Genomic DNA, 17,690 nt, shown 5'->3' with positions numbered 1-17,690 from the left:
AGGTATCCCAGGATATCGCGCATTCGGTGCCCCCGTGACCAACCCCCGCGGCCGACCACCGTCGGATCCACGCGGACCGGGCTGGCACGATGGTGCGGTGCCGACGCTCGCATCCTCACCGCCCGTATCCCGCCGCACCGTGTTGCGGTGGTCCGGCGCCGCGCTCGGCGGTCTCGGCGCGCTCGCCGTCGCCGGGTGCGCTGCCGGCGAGGACGACGGCAGCGGAGAGGTCGATCCGCTGATCGCGCAGGCCGAGCGGGCGCGCGTCGACGCCGCGACCGCCGCCCTGCTCGTCGCGCTGCTTCCGGACCGTGCGCAGGCGCTGCAGGCCGTCGCCGCCGAACGCACGACCCACGCCCAGACCCTGGACGCCGAAGTGGCCCGGCTCGCCGGGACCGACCCGACGGTGTCGGACGTCACGACGACGACCGTCGCTCCGGCCGCGGATCCACCGACCCTCGATCTGATGCGCGACCGGCTGGGCACCTCGCGGCGCGCCGCCGCCGATCTCGCCCGCGCCCTGCAGGGGTACCGGGCGGGCCTGCTCGCCTCGATCAGCGCCGCGTGCGCCGTGCACACGGGGGTGCTGCTGCCGTGAGTTCGCAGTCGCTGGGTGTCGAGCAGCAGGCCCTCGTGGACGCGTTGAACGCCGAGTACGCCGCGGTGTTCGGGTACGGAATCGTCGCCGCCTTCTCCAACCCCGCCCGGGCGGCCGAGGTCTCGGCCGACACCGCGGCCCACCGCGCCCGGCGCGACGCCACCACGGATGCGCTGCGGGCCGCGGGCGTGACCCCGCCCCCCGCTGCCGCCGGGTACACCACGCCCTTCCCGGTGACCGATCCGGTCTCGGCGGCACAGCTGGCGGTACAGATCGAGGCCGATGTCGCCGTGGCGTGGCGTTCCGTCGTCGAGCGGGCCCGCAGCGAGCACACCCGTGGAGCGGCGATCGAGGCGCTCACCGAGTCGGCGATGCGGGCGGCACGGTGGCGCGTCAACCTGGGGATCGCCCCGCCGTCCGTCGCGCTGCCCGGGCAACCCTGAGCCGTCCGGCGCGGCGGGTCAGCCGGTCATCACGGCGATCGCCACGCCGTCCCAGCCCTTGACCCCGACGGTCTGCAGCGCGGTCGCGTCGAGGCGGGGATCCGCCCCCATGAGTTCGAGCACCTCCCGGGCGCCGCGCACACGCTCGTCGTCGAGGTCGGCATTGGTCACCGATCCGCCGCGGATCACGTTGTCGACGACGATCACGGTTCCGGGTCGGCCGAGCCGCAGCGCCCACCGCACGTAGTGCGGGTTGTTCTCCTTGTCGGCGTCGACGAAGACCAGGTCGAACGGGGCCTCGACCTCGAGGGACGGCAGGAGGTCGAGGGCGGCGCCCACGCGGACCTCGACGCGCTCCCCCACCCCGGCGCGGTCGAGGTTGGCGCGGGCGACCTCGGCGTGCCGCGGTTCGTACTCGAGGGTGACCACGCGCCCGTCGTCGCCGACGGCCCGCGCCAGCCAGATGGTCGAGTACCCGCCGAGCGTGCCGATCTCGAGGATGCGCCGGGCACCGCGGATCCGGGCCAGCAGGTGCAGCAGCTTGCCCTGCACCGGTGCCACGTCGATCGGCGGCAACCCGGCCGCGGCGTTGGCCTCGAGCGCCGCGGTCAGGGCGGGGTCGTCGCCGACGAGGAGCTCGGCGAGGTAGCTGTCGGTGGCGGCCCAGTCGTCGGCCGTGTCGCTGTCGGTCATGACACCGATTGTGGGGTCCGACGCGCCTCAGCGGCCGAGGATCTCCTGCAGCGCCTCGTCGGCCGGAACCTCCCGGGACTCGCCGCCGAACCGGTCGCGCAGCTCGACCTTGCCGTCCGCCCATCCCCGTCCGACGACGACCACCAGCGGCACGCCGAGCAGCTCGGAGTCCTTGAACTTCACCCCGGGCGAGGCCTTGCGATCGTCGAGCAGGACCTCGACTCCGGCCTTGTCGAGTTCGGCCGCCAGGTTCTCGGCGCCCGCCCGGGCCGCCTCGTCCTTGTTGGCGATCACCAGGTGCACGCCGAACGGAGCGACCTCGGCCGGCCAGCGCAGACCCTTGTCGTCGTGCTGCTGCTCGGCGATCACCGCGACGAGCCGCGAGACGCCGACACCGTAGGAACCCATGGTCGGCCGCACCGGCTTGCCGTTCTCGCCGAGCACGTCGACGGCGAAGGCATCGGTGTACTTGCGGCCGAGCTGGAACACGTGGCCGATCTCGATGCCGCGCGCCGACACCAGGGGCCCGGCACCGTCGGGCGACGGATCACCGTCGCGCACCTCGGCGGCCTCGATCGTGCCGTCCGGGACGAAGTCCCGGCCCGCGACGAGTCCGACGACGTGCCTGCCGGGTTCGTCGGCGCCGGTGATCCACGACGTGCCGTCCACGACCCGCGGATCGACGAGGTAACGGACCCCGTTGTCCAGCAGCGCCTTCGGACCGATGTACCCCTTGACGAGGAACGGGTGGGCCGCGAAGTCGGCGTCCGTGAGCAGCTCGTACTCGGCCGGCTCGAGCGATGCCCCGAGCCGCTTGTCGTCCACCTCTCGGTCGCCGGGGATGCCGATACCGAGCAGTTCCCACTCCCCGCCGGGTCGCCGCGTCTTGACGAGGATGTTCTTCAGGGTGTCGGCGGCGGTCACCGGGCGGTCGAGCGCCCCGGCTGCCCACTCGACGAGAGTCTCGATGGTCGGGGTGTCGGGGGTGTCGTGCACCACCGGCTCGGGCAGCCCGTCGAACGCGACCGGCTCGGGAGCCAGAGTGCGCACCGCTTCGACGTTCGCGGCGTAGCCCGACTCGAGGCAGCGCACGTACGTGTCCTCACCCACCTCGCTCTCGGCGAGGAACTCCTCCGACGCGCTCCCGCCCATCGCGCCCGAGGTCGCGGAGACGATGACGTACTTCACCCCGAGACGCGCGAAGATCCGCTCGTAGGCGTCGCGGTGGGCCCGGTAGGACTCGGCCAGGCCCTCGTCGGTGAGATCGAAGCTGTAGGAGTCCTTCATCACGAACTCGCGGCCGCGGAGGATCCCGGCACGCGGCCGCTCCTCGTCCCGGTACTTGGTCTGGATCTGGTACAGCGTGACCGGAAAGTCCTTGTAGGAGTTGTATTCGCCCTTGACGGTGAGCGCGAACATCTCCTCGTGGGTGGGCCCGAGCAGGTAGTCGGCGCCCTTGCGGTCGTGCAGCCGGAACAGCCCGTCGCCATACTCGGTCCACCGGTTCGTGGTTTCGTAGGGGTCGCGCGGCAGCAGTGCCGGCAGCGAGATCTCCTGCGCGCCGATCGCGTTCATCTCCTCGCGCACGACACGCTCGACCTGCCGCAGCACCCGCAGACCCAGTGGCAGCCACGAGTACACCCCCGGCGCTATGCGGCGGACGTAGCCGGCGCGCACGAGCAGCTTGTGGCTGGCGACCTCGGCGTCGGCCGGATCGTCGCGGAGGGTGCGGAGAAACAGGTGCGACATGCGGGTGATCACGGGAGAGCAGCCTACCTGCCGCCCCCGGACCGGCCTCGGTACGGTTACCGCTTGTGCTGGTGCTTCTGCCTCCTTCCGAAACCAAGTCCGACGGCGGCGACGGTGCGCCCCTCGACCTGGGCGAACTGTCGATGCCGCAGCTGACCGTGACTCGCGAGGCGCTGGTGCAGGCACTCGTCGACCTGGCCGCGGACCACGAGGCGTCGACCGTGGCGCTCGGCCTGGGTCCCACGCAGGCGGACGAGATCGAACGCAACGCCAAGCTGTGGGTCTCGCCCACGCGACCGGCGCTCGCGCGATACACCGGAGTGCTGTTCGACGCCCTCGACGCCGCCGGGTTCACCAGGGCGCAGCGGGCGAAGGCCTACCGGCGGCTCGCGATCGGGTCGGCGCTGTTCGGCGCGGTCCGTGCGGGCGATCCCGTCCCTGCATATCGCCTGTCGGGCGGATCGAAGCTGCCCGGGTTCGGCACCCTCGCGTCGTTGTGGCGCCCGGAACTGAGCGACGCACTGTCCGCGGAGGCCGCCGGGGAGCTCGTCGTGGACCTGCGCTCGGGGGTGTACCAGCAACTCGGACCTGTCCCCGGTGCGGTCACGGCAACCGTGCTCACCGAGCAGCCGGACGGCAGCCGCAAGGTGGTCAGCCACTTCAACAAGCACCACAAGGGCCTGCTGGCACGTGCGCTCGTGCTGACCCGCGCGGAGCCGGCGGACGTCGACGGTGTCGCGCGGGTCGCGGCCCGCGCGGGTCTGCGGGTGGAGACGGCGTCAGCCACCGAACTCGTGATTCTGACCTGATTGCGGTGTGCGCCCGGTGTCCTGCACCGCGGTGAGGAACCGGTGCGCCGGGTGCCAGAAGCTCCCGAGCACGGCCGCCACCCGGGGATCACCGGACCCGGCGGCCGAGCGCTGCAGTTCGGCGAGCCGGCGGGCGCACCGGTCGCGGGCCTCGTCGAATCGCGCGGGGTCGTCGTGGGCGTCCCCGATCCGGTCCACGAGCCCGGCAAGGGCCGTCAGGAGGGTGGGCACGGAACACCGCGCCGCGTCGTCCGCCTCGGCGAGAACACCGTCCGACGCCGCCTCGGCGACACGTGCGAGTTCGCGCAGCGCCGGCACGGCGTACCACAGCCGGTCCAGGACGCCCTGGGAGGCCGTGGCCTGGTCCCGGACCCGGTCTGCGATCGGACGCGGATTGAGCCGCGCGCTCTCGCGTGCCCACTGCGAGGATTCCGCCGCGCGCTCCATCATCCGGTCGATCTCCTCCGCCCGGCGCGCCCAGCCCCCGGTGCCCGGCCCCGCGTCGTCGCCCGTCCCGGCGGCCATGTCGCACAGCAGGGATCGGATCTCCCGGGTGAGTACCTGGAGCTCGTCTCCGACCGGGTAGACGGGCGGGAAGAGCGCCGCGGTCACCACGAGTCCGCAGACCGCGCCGATGGCGGTCACGATCAACCGGTCTCCCAGCATCACCGGATCGCCCGCGACGCCCGTCGCGATGACGAACAGGGCGGTGATCGCCACCCAGATCCCGTTGGTGCCGAACACCCGCCACCGGCCGACGAACCAGCCGACGAGCACGGCTGCGCCGATCGACAGCGTCGGTCCGGGCACGAGCGCGATCGCCGCCGCGGCGAGCAGTACCCCGGACAGGACGATCGCCATCTGCACGAACGCCTGCCGGACCGACCGGAACACCGTCGTCTCGACGAGGAACACCGCGACGTACGGCGCGAGATAGGCCTGCGGCAGCGCGAGCCACTCGGCGGCGACGAGCCAGGCCATCATCGCAGCGACGGACGCCTTGGCAGCCTGGGTGGCGATGTGGCGCTCGTGGCCTCGTTCGCGGACGGCACGTACCGTCCACGACGCCGAGTATCGAACCCGGTCGGTGAAGGCGGACAGCATGTGCTCCGGCTACCCGGGACGCACGGCGGTCACACCCCGCTGCGGGCGGCCACCGCGGCGGAGGTCTGTGTGCTGTTGCACCTCCGGCGGCGGAGGTCTATGTACCCTGCGCCGCCTTCTCCGCTTCCTGGGCCTGCGCGACCTGCTCCGGGGTGAAGCGGATGAACAACGCCGCAGCCCCCGCGATCACGGCGCACACCGCGCAGCCGACGAGAGCGAACAGATAGCCCTCCCCCAGCGCGTAGAGCTGGGCGGGGTCCATGTCGGCGACGGCGCCGGACGTACCCCCCAGGGCCAGGGTCCGGGAGGTGGCCATCGCGCCGATCACGGCGAGACCGATCGGGCCGCCGAGCGTCTGCGCCACCTGGGCGATCGCAGCGAGCGGGCCGATCTCGTGCGAGCCGACGCCGGCGATCGCACACAGCGGCAGCGGGACCACGGCCAGGCCCACGCCGAATCCGACGACGAGCACCAGGACGAACAGCGTCGGCACGTACGCGACGGTGTGCGACATGGTCGACCCGTACAGCAGGCTGACCGCCATGATCAGGGCTCCGGTGACGACGAGCCACCGGGGCCGCACCCGGACCGCGAGCTTCGACGCGACCGCAGCGGCGGCGCCCAGCCCGAAGGCGAACGGCACGAACGCCAGACCGGCCTGCAGCGGCGAGTACCCGAGGATGTCCTGCACGAACAGGGCGACGAACGCGGCGAGGCTGAACATGACGGCACCGGCGAAGAAGATCGACACGAACGTCGCGACCCGGTCGGGATTGCGGAACAGCACGAACGGCAGCAAGGGGTTCTCGGCGCGGCGCTCCACGACGAGGAACACCGCGAGCAGCGCGGCACCGGCGAGCAGCGCGCCGACCACCGCCGGGCTGCTCCACCCCATCTCGGGGCCCTCGGTGAGCCCGAAGACGAGACCGGTGCAGCCGAGCGTGGCGAGCACCGCGCCCGGCACGTCCAGCGGCAGCCGCTCGGCGGCGGTCTCGCGGAGTGCGATCACGGCCAGGGTCACGATCAGGATCCCGATCGGCACGTTGATCAGGAAGATCCAGCGCCAGGACACCTCGGTCAGAGCACCGCCGATGATCAGCCCGGCGATCGAGCCGACACCGGTCATGGCCGCGAAGATGGCGATCGCCTGGTTGCGGGCCGGTCCGGGTGCGAAGGTGGTGGCGACCAGCGCCAGGGCCGTGGGCGAGGCCACAGCGGCGCCGACGCCCTGCAGCGCGCGGGCCGCGACGAGGGTGCCCTCGTTGACGGCGAGTCCGCACAGCAGCGAGGCGAGCGTGAACAACCCGACGCCGGCGATGAACATGCGTTTGCGACCGAAGGCGTCGCCGAGGCGTCCGCCGAGCAGCATGAGACCGCCGTAGCTCAGCGCGTACGACGTGAGCACCCAGTTGCGGCCCGCGTCGCTCAGGCCGAGGTCCTCCTGCAACGGGGCCAGCGCGAGATTGGCGACCGTGCCGTCGAGCACGACCATCAACTGGAGGCCGCTGAGGACGACGATCGCCAGACCCAGCGCACGCGTGGTGACGGGGTAGCTCACGGGCGAGGAGGTTTCGGCCATGTGGATCAACGTTACCGAGCGTCCGAGGCGACCTCGGCCACCGGCCCGACGTCGAACGCGGCCACCGGGCCGATGACGACGATGGCCGGCGGGCGGATCTGCTCCTCCCGGACCCGCGCGGCGACGGTCGCCAGATCGGCACGCAGCACCCGCTGGGTGCGCAGCGTGCCCTCCTGGATCACGGTGACCGGCGTCTGCGCGGGCCGGCCCCCCTCGAGCAGGGCGGCGGCGAACTGCTCGATCCGCTCGACCGCCATCAGCAGCACCAGCGTGCCGCGCAGGCGCGCGAGCGCACCCCAGTCGGTGAGCGAATCCGGGTGGTCCGGGGCCACGTGCCCGCTGACCACGACGAACTCGTGGGTGACCCCGCGATGGGTGACCGGGATCCCCGCCGCGGAGGGCACCGAGATGGCGCTGGTGATGCCCGGAACGACCGTCACGGGCACCCCGGCGGCAACGCATGCCTCGAGTTCCTCGTAGCCGCGGCCGAACACGTACGGGTCGCCGCCCTTGAGCCGGACGACGAACTTCCCGGCCTTCGCGCCGTCGATGAGGGCCTGGTTGATGGCCTCCTGCGCCATCGCCCGGCCGTAGGGGATCTTGGCGGCGTCGATCACCTCGACGTGGGGGCCGAGCTCGGCGAGCAGTTCCGGTGGGGCCAGCCGGTCGGCGACGACGACGTCGGCCCGGGCCAGCAGGCGCCGCCCGCGGACGGTGATCAGGTCGGGATCGCCCGGGCCACCCCCGACCAGCGCGACCCCGGGACGGGCGGGTTCGGCGTCTGCGACGACGGCGCCGGACTGCAGGGCCTCGCGGATCGCGGTGCGCACGGCCGCGGAGCGGCGGTGGTCGCCGCCGGCCAGCACACCGACGGTCATCCCGTCGTAGTGGGCGGTGGCCGGGGTGACCGCGGTGCCGCGACGGGCGTTGTCGGCCCGGACGCAGAAGATGCGGTCGCGTTCGGCCTCCGCGACGATCGCGGCATTCGTGTCCGGTTCGTCCGTGCAGGCGATGGCATACCAGGCGCCGTCCAGATCCCCGGCGCGGTAGTCGCGCAGTTCCAGGGTGATCTGCCCGGCGGTCGCCATGCCCTCGACGGCGGGCGTCGCGGCACGGGTGATCACGTGCACGTGGGCACCGGCGGCGACGAGCAGGCCGAGCCGCCGCTGTGCGACGGTACCGCCGCCGACCACCACCACGCGCCGGCCCCGCAGATTGAGTCCGACCAGGTAGTTGGTCTCGTCGTCGGCAGCACTGGACACCGGCACTTCCCATCTTTCGGCACTGTCTGCAACGCGCATCACGCTGCGTGGAACGCACAAACACTACGGGCACGGTGGTTTGCGGCGCCATCCGCCGTACGAACTTCGTGAGCGACGCCGCAGTCGCGACCCGCACGGCTGCCGGAGGGATCAGCCGGGGAGGAGAGACTCGCGGACCTGCCGGCGCAGTACCTTCCCGATCTGGGAGCGCGGCAGGTCCTCCACCACCACCACACGTCGCGGAACCTTGTAGGCGGCCAGGCGCGACCGGCAGTGCTCCCGCGCCGCCTCGGGGTCGATGTCCTCACCCGAAACCAGCACCGCCGCCACCACGTCCTCGCCGCCGTCGGAAGCCGGCAGTCCCACCACGGCGGCATCGACGATCCCCGGGAACGACCGCAACGCCGCCTCGACCTCGGACGGCATGACATTGAATCCACCGGTGATGACCAGTTCCTTGATCCGATCCACCACCGTGACGAATCCGTCCCGGTCGACCAGGACGATGTCCCCGGTCCGGAACCAGCCCCCGTCGAGCAGTGCTTCCGCCGTCTGTTCGGGCTTGTTCCAGTATCCGGAGAACACCTGCGGACCCCGGAGCAGCAATTCTCCCCGCTCCCCGGGTTCGACGTCGCGCGCCGGGTCGGCAGGATCGACCACCCGGATCTCGGTGCTCGGGAAGGGCACCCCGACGGCGCCGGGCCGGCGGGTGAGTCCGATGGGATTGCCGATCGCCACCGGCGACGTCTCGGTGAGCCCGTACCCCTCGACCAGTACCCCGCCGGTGACCTCCTCCCACAGTTCCAGGGTCTCCGTCGGCAAGGGCATCGCCCCGGAGATCGACCATCGCGCCGACGTCAGGTCCACCGATCGCTCCCGGGCCGCGCGGGCGAGCCGCTCGTAGATCGGCGGCACCGCCGGCATGAACGTGGGCGGGTGCTTCGCGGCGGCGGTGAGCACCAGATCCACGTCGAACTTGGGGAACAGGACCAGCCGGGCGCCGATACTCATCGCGAAGGTCACGCACAGCGTGAGCCCGTATGCGTGGAACATCGGCAACACCGCGTACACGACCTCTTCGCCGTCCACCAGGCCCGGTACCCACGCACGACCCTGGGCGGCGTTGGCGCCGAGGTTGCGGTGGGTCAGCATCGCGCCCTTCGGGACGCCGGTGGTGCCGCTCGTGTACTGGATCACCGCCAGATCCTCGACCGAGGGCCCCGGTCGATCGGGGTCGACGGGCCCGTCCGCCAGCAGCCGTTTCCACGGAATCGTCCCGGGCGCAGAGCCGGTCAGCGCGTCCCGCGCCGCACGCGCTTTCGGAACGGGAAGGGCGAGCGCGAGCCGCTTGGACCACGGCATCGAACGCGTGATGTCCACCGCCACGATGTGCTCGACGGCCGTGTCCCCGGCGATCTGCTGCAGCAGCGGACAGACCTTGTCCCAGGCGATCGCCACCGTGGCGCCGTGGTCCGCGAACTGGCGGGCCATCTCTTCCTCGGTGTAGAGCGGATTGTGCTCGACCACCACGCCGCCGATCCGCAGGACCGCATAGAACGCGATCACATGTTCCGGGCAGTTCGGCAGGACGAGCGCCACCCGGTCACCGGGGCGCACACCGAGCCGCCGTAGCCCCTCCGCGCCGCGGTGCACCCGGTCGGCGAGTTGCGAATAGGTCAGTTCCGCGCCGAAGAACTCGAGCGCCGGACGTGGTCCGAACCGGGCTGCCGAAGTCTCGAGCATGTCGACCAGCGAGTGCTCCGGAGGCGTGATGTCCGAGGGCACGCCCTCGGCGTAGCTGGCGAGCCAGATCCGTTCCCTAGCGGTGCTCACAGCCCTGCCCCTCTCCACGCTGGAACCAGCGTAGACCGCCGGGCGGGGACACCGGCATGTTCCGGCGGACGAGGGCGGCCCGCGCGGGACCCGGGCGGGTCCCGCGCGGGCCGCCTCGACGACAGGACGGTCAGACCGTCGCCGGCTCCGCCGGGGCGGGGGCGTCGACCGGGGAGGCGACATCGAGCTGCAGGGACTTGGTACCCCAGCGCCAGACCTTGTCGAACAGTGCGGTGTCGTCCGAGAGCTTGACTCCGAGGGACGGCACCATCTCCCGCAGGGTGTCCTGCCATGCCGTCCACCGGTCGGGGAAGCACCGTTCGAGCACGTCGAGCATCGCCGGAACCGCGGTCGAGGCCCCCGGCGACGCGCCGAGCAGGCCGGCGATCGTGCCGTCGCCGGCATTGACCACGGCGGTGCCGAACTCGAGCACTCCGCCCGCGCCCTTGCGGCGGATGACCTGTACCCGCTGGCCGGCGGTGATGAGCTCCCAGTCCGCCATGCGGGCCTGCGGCACGAACTCGCCCAGGGTGCCGATGCGGTCGCGCGGCGACTGCATCAGCTCACCGATCAGGTACTTGGTCAGTCCCATCTCGGTGAGGCCGACGCCGATCATCGACAGCAGGTTGTTCGGCTTGACCGACCCGGGCAGGTCGGTGAACTTGCCGTTCTTGAGGAACTTCGGGGACCAGCCGGCGTAGGGGCCGAACAGCAGGCCCTGCTTGCCGCCGATCACGCGGGTGTCGAGGTGCGGGACCGACATGGGCGGTGCACCCACGGCGGCCTTGCCGTACACCTTGGCGCTGTGCATGGCGATCAGCTCCGGATTGGTGCAGCGCAGGAACTGACCGGAGACGGGGAAGCCGCCGAAGCCCTTGGCCTCCGCGATACCCGACTTCTGCAGCAGGTGCAGCGCGCCACCGCCGGCACCGACGAACACGAACCGGGCGTGCACCTTGCGGGCCTGGCCGGTGCGGCGGTTGCGGACCTTGACGCTCCAGCTTCCGTCGGACTGCTTGTCCAGATCCGTCACGTCGTGGCCGAAGTGCACGGTGCCGCCGGACGCGGCGACGTTGTTCAGCAGCTGCTTGGTGAGGGCGCCGAAGTCGACGTCGGTGCCGTCCTGGGTCCAGTTCAGCGCGATGGGCTCGGAGAAGTCCCGGCCCTGCGCCATCAGCGGCAGCCGTTCCGAGAAGTACTCGGGGCTCTCCGAGTACTCCATGCCGGCGAAGAGCGGGTGCCCGGCCAGCGCGTCGTAGCGGGCACGCAGGTACTTCACGTTGTCGGCGCCGTGGACGAAGCTGACGTGCGGAACGGGATTGATGAAGTTCTTGGGATCGGTGAGGATGCCGTTGTCCACCGCGAACGCCCAGAACTGGCGCGAGACCTGGAATTGCTCGTTGACGTTGATCGCCTTGGTGATGTCCACGCCACCGCCCGGCTTGGCGGGCGTGTAGTTCAGCTCGCACAGCGCCGAGTGGCCGGTGCCCGCGTTGTTCCAGGGATCACTGCTCTCGGCCGCCGCGGCGTCGAGCCGCTCGAAAGCGGTGATGGACCAGTCGGGCTGCAGCCGGCGCAGGATGGCGCCGAGTGTCGCGCTCATGATGCCCGCACCCACGAGCACTACATCGGTCTTGGCCTCTACCACGTTCTCTGACACTGGAGGATCGACTTCCTTGTCTGTTCGCACGCGCCGCTACGTTCCGCACTGCACCGCGTGAGTGTCCCGTGCACGTCCGTGCTCGTCCGCCGGGTCTCGCTGAACTCACGGATCCCGGCGACGTCGCGGCCGCGCCGACTGCGACGAACAGGTTACCCGCGCGTTGTCCGGCGTTTGTCTTCACCCAATTGTGCCCCCACGACAGGTCCGCGTACCGACCAATACAGTGTGATCGTGACTACTTGGCAGCCCGATATCCTCGGCGACGGATACGAGCAGCTCACGCTGCATCTCGGCCCCGATCCGGACGGCGAGGGCGAGGCCACCGCCACCCTCGTCCGCTACCAGCCGTCCGTCTACCCCGGCGGCGAGTCCGCGCCGGACCGCGCGGTGATCTACGTGCACGGCTTCACCGACTACTTCTTCCAGCAGCACCTCGCCGAGCACTTCGCGGCCCAGGGGTACCGGTTCTTCGCCCTGGACCTGCGCAAGTGCGGGCGCTCGCGGCAACCCGGGCAGACCCCGCACTTCGTCACCGATCTGACCTACTACGACGCCGAACTCGAGGAGGCACTGCGGATCGTCCGCGGTGAGGTCGGCGGCGGGATCCTGCTCGTGGCGCATTCCACGGGCGGGCTGGTCCTGCCGTTGTGGCTCGATCGGATGAACCGCCGACCGGGCGGTACGGGCGGCGCCGGGATCCAGGGCCTGATCCTCAACAGCCCGTGGTTCGACCTGCAGGGACCGTCGATCCTGCGCGGCCTCGGCACCGTCGCGGTCGATGCCGTCGGCCGGGTGCGCAGCCGCGCCGTCATCCCGGGGCAGAGCCTGGACACCTACGGGATGAGTCTGCACAAGGACGCCAACGGCCACTGGGAGTACGACCTGGACTGGAAGCCGCTGGCCGGGTTTCCCGTCACGTTCGGCTGGCTCCGTGCCGTCCGCCGCGGCCACGCGACACTGCACCGCGGCCTCGATGTCGGCGTCCCGTCGCTGATCCTGCGGTCGAAGGACACCCGCTGGGCCCCCGCGTACGACCCCACGGTGGACACCGCCGACGCGGTCCTCGACGTCAAGCAGATCGCCCGGTGGGCCGGATGCCTGGGCGACCGCACGACGATCGTTCCGATCACCGGCGCCCGGCACGATGTGTTCCTCTCCACACCCGACGTGCTCGACGTGGCGTTCCGGGAATTGGATCTGTGGCTGGACTGGTTGGACGGTCACAGCAGATCCCTGTGATCGTCCACGCGAACCTGACAACGGGAGAACAGTGAGTCACTACGACCTGGCCATCATCGGCACCGGCTCCGGAAACTCGATCCTCGACGAGCGATTCGACGGCCGGAAGGTGGCGATCCTCGAGCAGGGCACCTTCGGTGGCACCTGCCTCAACGTCGGCTGCATCCCCACCAAGATGTACGTCTATGCGGCGGAGGTCGCGCAGACCGTGCGCAAGGCCGCGAAGTACGGTGTCGACGCGACGATCGACGGGGTCCGGTGGAGCGACATCGTCGACCGGGTGTTCGGCCGGATCGACCCGATCGCGGCCGGCGGCGACCGCTACCGCACCGAGGACTGCGCGAACGTCACCGTCCACCGCGGGCACGCCCGGTTCGTGGGCGAGCGCACCCTCGACACCGGCACGGGCGAGATCATCACCGCCGACCAGGTCGTCGTCGCAGCGGGCGCGCGTCCGGCGATCCCGCAGGAGGTACTCGACGGCGGGGTCCGCTACTACACCAACGACGACATCATGCGGCTGCCGAAACTGCCGGAATCGCTGGTGATCCTCGGCTCCGGGTTCATCGCGATGGAGTTCGCGCACGTCTTCTCCGCCCTGGGCACCCGGGTGTCGGTGCTCGCCCGCACCGGTCAGTTGCTGCGGCACCTCGACCACGACCTCGCCGAGCACTTCACCGGCCTGGCCACCGACCGGTGGGACGTGCACCTGTCCAACCCCGCGACGGCGTTCCGTCCCGTCGGCGACGGCGTCGAGGTGGAACTGGCCGACGGCACCACCGTCAGCGGCGACGCGCTGCTCGTCGCGGTCGGCCGGACACCCAACGGGGACGCACTCGACGCCGCCGCGGGCGGCATCGCGCTGCACGACGACGGCCGGATCGTCGTCGACGAGTTCCAGTGCACCACCGCGCGCGGGGTCTTCGCGCTCGGCGACGTCTCGTCGCCGCACCAGCTCAAGCACGTCGCCAATCACGAGGCCCGCGTCGTACAGCACAACCTGCTCCACGACGCGTGGGGCGAGGACGTCTCGGTCCTGCGCCGCTCGGACCATCGGTTCGTGCCGTCCGCGGTCTTCACCGACCCGCAGATCGCGACGGTCGGCCTGACCGAGGAACAGGCCCGCGCCCAGGGCTACGACGTCGCGGTGAAGATCCAGTACTACGGCGACGTCGCGTACGGCTGGGCGATGGAGGACACCGAGGGTTTCTGCAAGGTGATCGCCGACCGCACCACGGGCAAGCTGCTCGGCGCGCACATCCTGGGCGCCCAGGCGTCGTCGGTGATCCAGCCGCTGATCCAGGCCATGAGCTTCGGTCTCACCGCCCGGGAGACGGCCACCGGACAGTACTGGATCCACCCGGCCCTGCCGGAACTGGTCGAGAACGCTCTCCTCGGGTTGTGATCGGTGTGTCCTTTGGGCGGCTCCCACCGCCCAAAGGACACACCGGCGGCGAAGCCGCCTACCAGCTGCCGGTGCGCAGGGCGATCGCGCTGGCCAGTTCCGCCGGCGCCTCGGCCGGGATGTTGGCCACTCCGCTCAGTTCGACGACGCGGAACTCCGACAGGACGTACCGCATCGAGGCGTCGGCTTCCGGGCGGCGCGCGGCGCTGCCCACGAGCACGGTGGTGGGCACCTCGGCGGGGGCGGCGTCCGCGTCCCGTACGACGCCCTCGACGTCCGGCACCGCCGGGTGGCCCCGGTCGGCGACCACGAGGCTGGCGAACCGGCCGAACCGGCCCGAGGCGGCCGCCCACGCCAGCTCCGCTCCAGCCCCACTGCCGACGAGGTGCACCCACGGCAACTGCAGGGCGTCGAGCAATGCGTGCACGCCCGCGACGTCGAGACCCTCGATGGTCTCCGGTACGAACGTACGCAGATCCGAATGGTGCAGCCGCGCGCACACCGCGTCGTAGACGTCGGCGGATTCCCCGGCGCCGGGCAGCAGCAGCACCGCGTGCCGGCTCTCGGGGCCGTCGATTCGCACGGTGAAGGTGCCGGCCGGGATCGCCACGTCAGTCGGTTCCATGCCGAAGCACGGTACGCGACAAGGCGTTGCGCCCGGCACCCGGCCGCGTCACGGCAGCGTGAGGATATCCGCTCCGCTGTCGGTGACGACGATGGTGTGCTCGAACTGGGCGGTCCACTTGCGGTCCTTGGTGACCACGGTCCAGCCGTCGTCCCAGATCTCGTAGTCCACGGTGCCGAGGTTGATCATCGGCTCGATCGTGAACACCATTCCCGGCTCGAGCACGGTGTCGACGGACGGCTGGTCGTAGTGCAGGATCACCAGCCCGTTGTGGAACGTCTCGCCGATGCCGTGACCGGTGAAGTCACGCACCACCCCGTACCCGAACCGGTTCGCGTACGACTCGATGACCCGGCCGACGACGTTGAGGGCCCGGCCCGGCTTGACCGCCTTGATCGCCCGCATCGTCGCCTCACGGGTCCGTTCGACCAGCAGGCGGTGCTCCTCGGAGACCTCGCCCGCCAGGAACGTGGCATTGGTGTCACCGTGCACTCCCCCGATGTAGGCGGTGACGTCGATGTTGACGATGTCGCCGTCCTCGAGCACCGTCGAATCCGGGATGCCGTGGCAGATCACCTCGTTCAGCGACGTGCAGCACGACTTGGTGAAGCCCTTGTACCCCAGCGTCGAGGGATACGCGCCGTGGTCGCACATGTATTCGTGCGCGATCCGGTCCAGTTCGTCGGTGGTCACGCCCGGCGCGACGGCCTTGCCCGCCTCGGCCAGGGCCTGCGCGGCGATGCGGCCGGCGACCCGCATCTTCTCGATGGTCTCCGGGGTCTGCACCCACGGCTCGTGCCCTTCGTTCGCCGTCGGCTTCCACGCGTACTCCGGTCGCTCGATCCCGTTGGGGACGGCGCGGACGGGTGAGACGGTTCCGGGGACGAGTGCGGTGCGAACAGGCATGGTCACCAGGATAGGCCCCGACCGACGGGGGGCGACGCGGCGCCGGCCGCGCCGCCCCCACGCGGGCGACTCAGCCCTGACGCAGGATGTAGCGCTGGATCTTGCCGCTGGGCGTCTTCGGCAGCTGCGGCACGAAGTGCACGGTCCGCGGGTAGGCGTGCGCCGCGAACTTGCGCTTGACCAGCTGCTGCAGCTCCACCTCGAGCTCGTCGGTGCCGTCGACGCCGTCGCGCAGCACCACGAACGCTTCGAGCACCTCGCCGCGCAGCTGGTCGGGCATGCCGACGACGGCGGCCTCGACGACGTGCTCGTGCATCACCAGCACGCTCTCGACGTCGAACGGGCCGATCCGGTAGCCCGCCATGATGATCACGTCGTCGTCGCGGGCGGAGAAGTAGAAGAATCCGTCCTCGTCGACCTGTCCGGCGTCGCCGGTGAGGTACCAGCGGCCGTCCTCGGTGAACCGCTGCGCGGTCTTCTCCGGCGCGTCCACGTACCCCGTGAACCACAGCAGGGGGCTGGCGTGGGTGTCGATCGCCACCCGTCCGGGCACGCCGGGGGCGGCGATGTCGTCGGAGTCGTCCGAGAGCACGGCGCAGGACCACCCGGGCAGGGGCTTACCCATCGATCCGGGCCGCACTTCTTCGCGCAGCCCGTCCGCCCACGCGTTGACGACGAACATGCCGTGCTCGGTCTGGCCGTAGTGGTCGCGCACGATCACGCCGAGGGTCTGCTCGGACCATGCCACGACGTCCGGGGTGAGCGGCTCGCCGGCGGACGAGGCGCGCCGCAGCGAGACCGACTCCGGCACGGGCGCCGAGTCCGCCCGCAGGCTGCGGTAGACGGTGGGCGCGGCCGCGAAGTTGGTGACCCCGAACTTCTCCATCACCTGCCAGGTGAGGGCGGCGGAGAACCCGGCGTGCAGCAGCAGGCTGCGCACACCGGCGGCCAGCGGCGCGAGCAGCGCGTAGTAGAGCCCGTACGCCCATCCGGGATCGGCGGCGTTCCAGAACACGTCGTCCTCACGCACGTCGAGGCCGAAGTCCAGGTAGGCGTGGAACGACGCGAGCGCCCGCACCGGCACCGGCACACCCTTCGGGGTGCCGGTCGTGCCGGAGGTGAACAGCTGCACGAGCCCGCCGTGCCCACCGACGGCGACCGCGGCGCCGCGCGGATCGTCCGCATCGTGCGAGGCCACCAGGTCGGCGAAGCGGACGCCGATGCCGGCGGTGCCGGCCTCGGCGGGACCGGCAACGACGATCTGCCACGGCGCGTCGGCGGGGATGTCCTCGCCGGGCGCGAGCTTGCCGACCTGGTCCGCGTCGGCGACGACGACCTTCGCCCCGCTGGCCTGCAGCCGGAAGCCGATCGCCGGGGGTGCGAAGGCGGTGAACAACGGCACGTGCACGGCACCGCGACGCCAGATGCCGAGCAGCGCCACCACCAGGTCCGCGGACTTGCCCATCAGGGTGGCGACATGGTCGCCCGGCTCGACGCCGAGATCGGCCAGGGCCGCGGCGAACCGGGAGGACTGCTCACGCAGCTCGCCGAAGGTCAGGTCGGTCGCGGTCAGATCCGCCTCGACCACTGTGAACGCGACGGCGTCCGCGGGATGCCCGTCGCACAGCAGCTGTGCGGCACACGCGTCGGCGGTGTCGTAGCGGTCCAGCAGTTCCCGCACCCGTGCCTCCTGCCCGGAATGCGCACGCGCGGTGGTCTCGGTGGTCATCGAATCCGTCCTCTCGTGAAGCACCCCGGGGTGAACGTCCCGAGGATCGATTC

15 protein-coding genes are annotated in these 17,690 nt (G+C 71.2%); 5 read left to right on the top strand and 10 right to left on the bottom strand.

The genetic code is table 11. The features are described 5' to 3' along the window. The first annotated feature begins 97 nt into the window (after positions 1-97). Positions 98-598, top strand: a complete 501-nt coding sequence (locus LZP97_RS05685; protein WP_048772770.1) for a hypothetical protein — start codon at positions 98-100, stop codon at positions 596-598. Next, positions 595-1,041 (top strand): ferritin-like domain-containing protein, encoded by a 447-nt coding sequence (locus LZP97_RS05680; RefSeq protein WP_010592709.1) that lies wholly within the window; start codon positions 595-597, stop codon positions 1,039-1,041. The genes LZP97_RS05685 and LZP97_RS05680 overlap by 4 nt, the downstream gene beginning before the upstream one ends. Positions 1,042-1,059: 18 nt before the next feature. Here the strand turns inward: LZP97_RS05680 and LZP97_RS05675 are convergent, their stop codons facing one another. Continuing rightward, positions 1,060-1,734, bottom strand: coding sequence for an O-methyltransferase (locus LZP97_RS05675; protein WP_017680571.1), 675 nt, complete (start codon positions 1,732-1,734; stop codon positions 1,060-1,062). Positions 1,735-1,761: 27 nt separating this feature from the next. Then, positions 1,762-3,495, bottom strand: coding sequence for a proline--tRNA ligase (locus LZP97_RS05670; protein WP_010592711.1), 1,734 nt, complete (start codon positions 3,493-3,495; stop codon positions 1,762-1,764). A 53-nt stretch (positions 3,496-3,548) separates the two neighbouring features. Here LZP97_RS05670 and yaaA point away from each other — a divergent pair, with 53 nt between their 5' ends. Beyond that, complete coding sequence (gene yaaA, locus LZP97_RS05665) at positions 3,549-4,292, top strand: peroxide stress protein YaaA (RefSeq protein WP_010592712.1); 744 nt, start codon at positions 3,549-3,551, stop codon at positions 4,290-4,292. On the opposite strand, the gene LZP97_RS05660 is transcribed toward yaaA, so the two are convergent. The 5 genes from LZP97_RS05660 to mqo all read right to left on the bottom strand — a co-directional run bounded on the left by LZP97_RS05660 (position 4,263) and on the right by mqo (position 11,730). Next, positions 4,263-5,396 carry an FUSC family protein gene (locus tag LZP97_RS05660; protein ID WP_017680570.1) on the bottom strand — a complete coding sequence of 378 codons (1,134 nt, stop codon included), beginning with the start codon at positions 5,394-5,396 and terminating at the stop codon, positions 4,263-4,265. The genes yaaA and LZP97_RS05660 overlap by 30 nt on opposite strands. 97 nt (positions 5,397-5,493) lie before the next feature. Continuing rightward, positions 5,494-6,975 carry an MFS transporter gene (locus LZP97_RS05655; RefSeq protein WP_017680569.1) on the bottom strand — a complete coding sequence of 494 codons (1,482 nt, stop codon included), beginning with the start codon at positions 6,973-6,975 and terminating at the stop codon, positions 5,494-5,496. Positions 6,976-6,986: 11 nt separating this feature from the next. Beyond that, positions 6,987-8,276 (bottom strand): uroporphyrinogen-III C-methyltransferase, encoded by a 1,290-nt coding sequence (gene cobA, locus LZP97_RS05650; protein WP_225222750.1) that lies wholly within the window; start codon positions 8,274-8,276, stop codon positions 6,987-6,989. A 111-nt stretch (positions 8,277-8,387) separates the two neighbouring features. Beyond that, on the bottom strand, positions 8,388-10,070 hold the full coding sequence (locus LZP97_RS05645; protein WP_017680567.1) for a long-chain-fatty-acid--CoA ligase: 1,683 nt from the start codon (positions 10,068-10,070) through the stop codon (positions 8,388-8,390). Between the two features lie 130 nt (positions 10,071-10,200). Beyond that, positions 10,201-11,730 carry a malate dehydrogenase (quinone) gene (gene mqo / locus LZP97_RS05640; protein WP_026137715.1) on the bottom strand — a complete coding sequence of 510 codons (1,530 nt, stop codon included), beginning with the start codon at positions 11,728-11,730 and terminating at the stop codon, positions 10,201-10,203. A gap of 234 nt (positions 11,731-11,964) precedes the next feature. Here mqo and LZP97_RS05635 point away from each other — a divergent pair, with 234 nt between their 5' ends. After that, positions 11,965-12,972, top strand: a complete 1,008-nt coding sequence (locus tag LZP97_RS05635; protein ID WP_026137714.1) for an alpha/beta hydrolase — start codon at positions 11,965-11,967, stop codon at positions 12,970-12,972. A 31-nt stretch (positions 12,973-13,003) separates the two neighbouring features. Beyond that, positions 13,004-14,377 carry a mycothione reductase gene (mtr, locus tag LZP97_RS05630; RefSeq protein ID WP_048772765.1) on the top strand — a complete coding sequence of 458 codons (1,374 nt, stop codon included), beginning with the start codon at positions 13,004-13,006 and terminating at the stop codon, positions 14,375-14,377. A gap of 58 nt (positions 14,378-14,435) precedes the next feature. On the opposite strand, the gene LZP97_RS05625 is transcribed toward mtr, so the two are convergent. From LZP97_RS05625 to LZP97_RS05615, 3 genes are all read right to left on the bottom strand, one after another. Then, entirely contained in the window at positions 14,436-15,002 is a 567-nt protein-coding gene (locus LZP97_RS05625) for a hypothetical protein (RefSeq protein WP_026137713.1), read from the bottom strand. Positions 15,003-15,050: 48 nt separating this feature from the next. Next, positions 15,051-15,908: a type I methionyl aminopeptidase gene (map, locus tag LZP97_RS05620; protein ID WP_010592724.1), complete on the bottom strand. Its 858-nt coding sequence runs from the start codon at positions 15,906-15,908 to the stop codon at positions 15,051-15,053. 70 nt (positions 15,909-15,978) lie between these two features. Further along, on the bottom strand, positions 15,979-17,637 hold the full coding sequence (locus tag LZP97_RS05615) for an AMP-binding protein (protein ID WP_040271845.1): 1,659 nt from the start codon (positions 17,635-17,637) through the stop codon (positions 15,979-15,981). Positions 17,638-17,690: the final 53 nt, after the last annotated feature.

It is taken from the genome of Rhodococcus sp. DMF-1, from assembly GCF_021441945.1.
Taxonomy (GTDB): domain Bacteria; phylum Actinomycetota; class Actinomycetes; order Mycobacteriales; family Mycobacteriaceae; genus Rhodococcus; species Rhodococcus ruber.
Note: the sequence above shows the minus strand (reverse complement) of the source record. Positions and strands in the feature narration are given on the sequence as shown.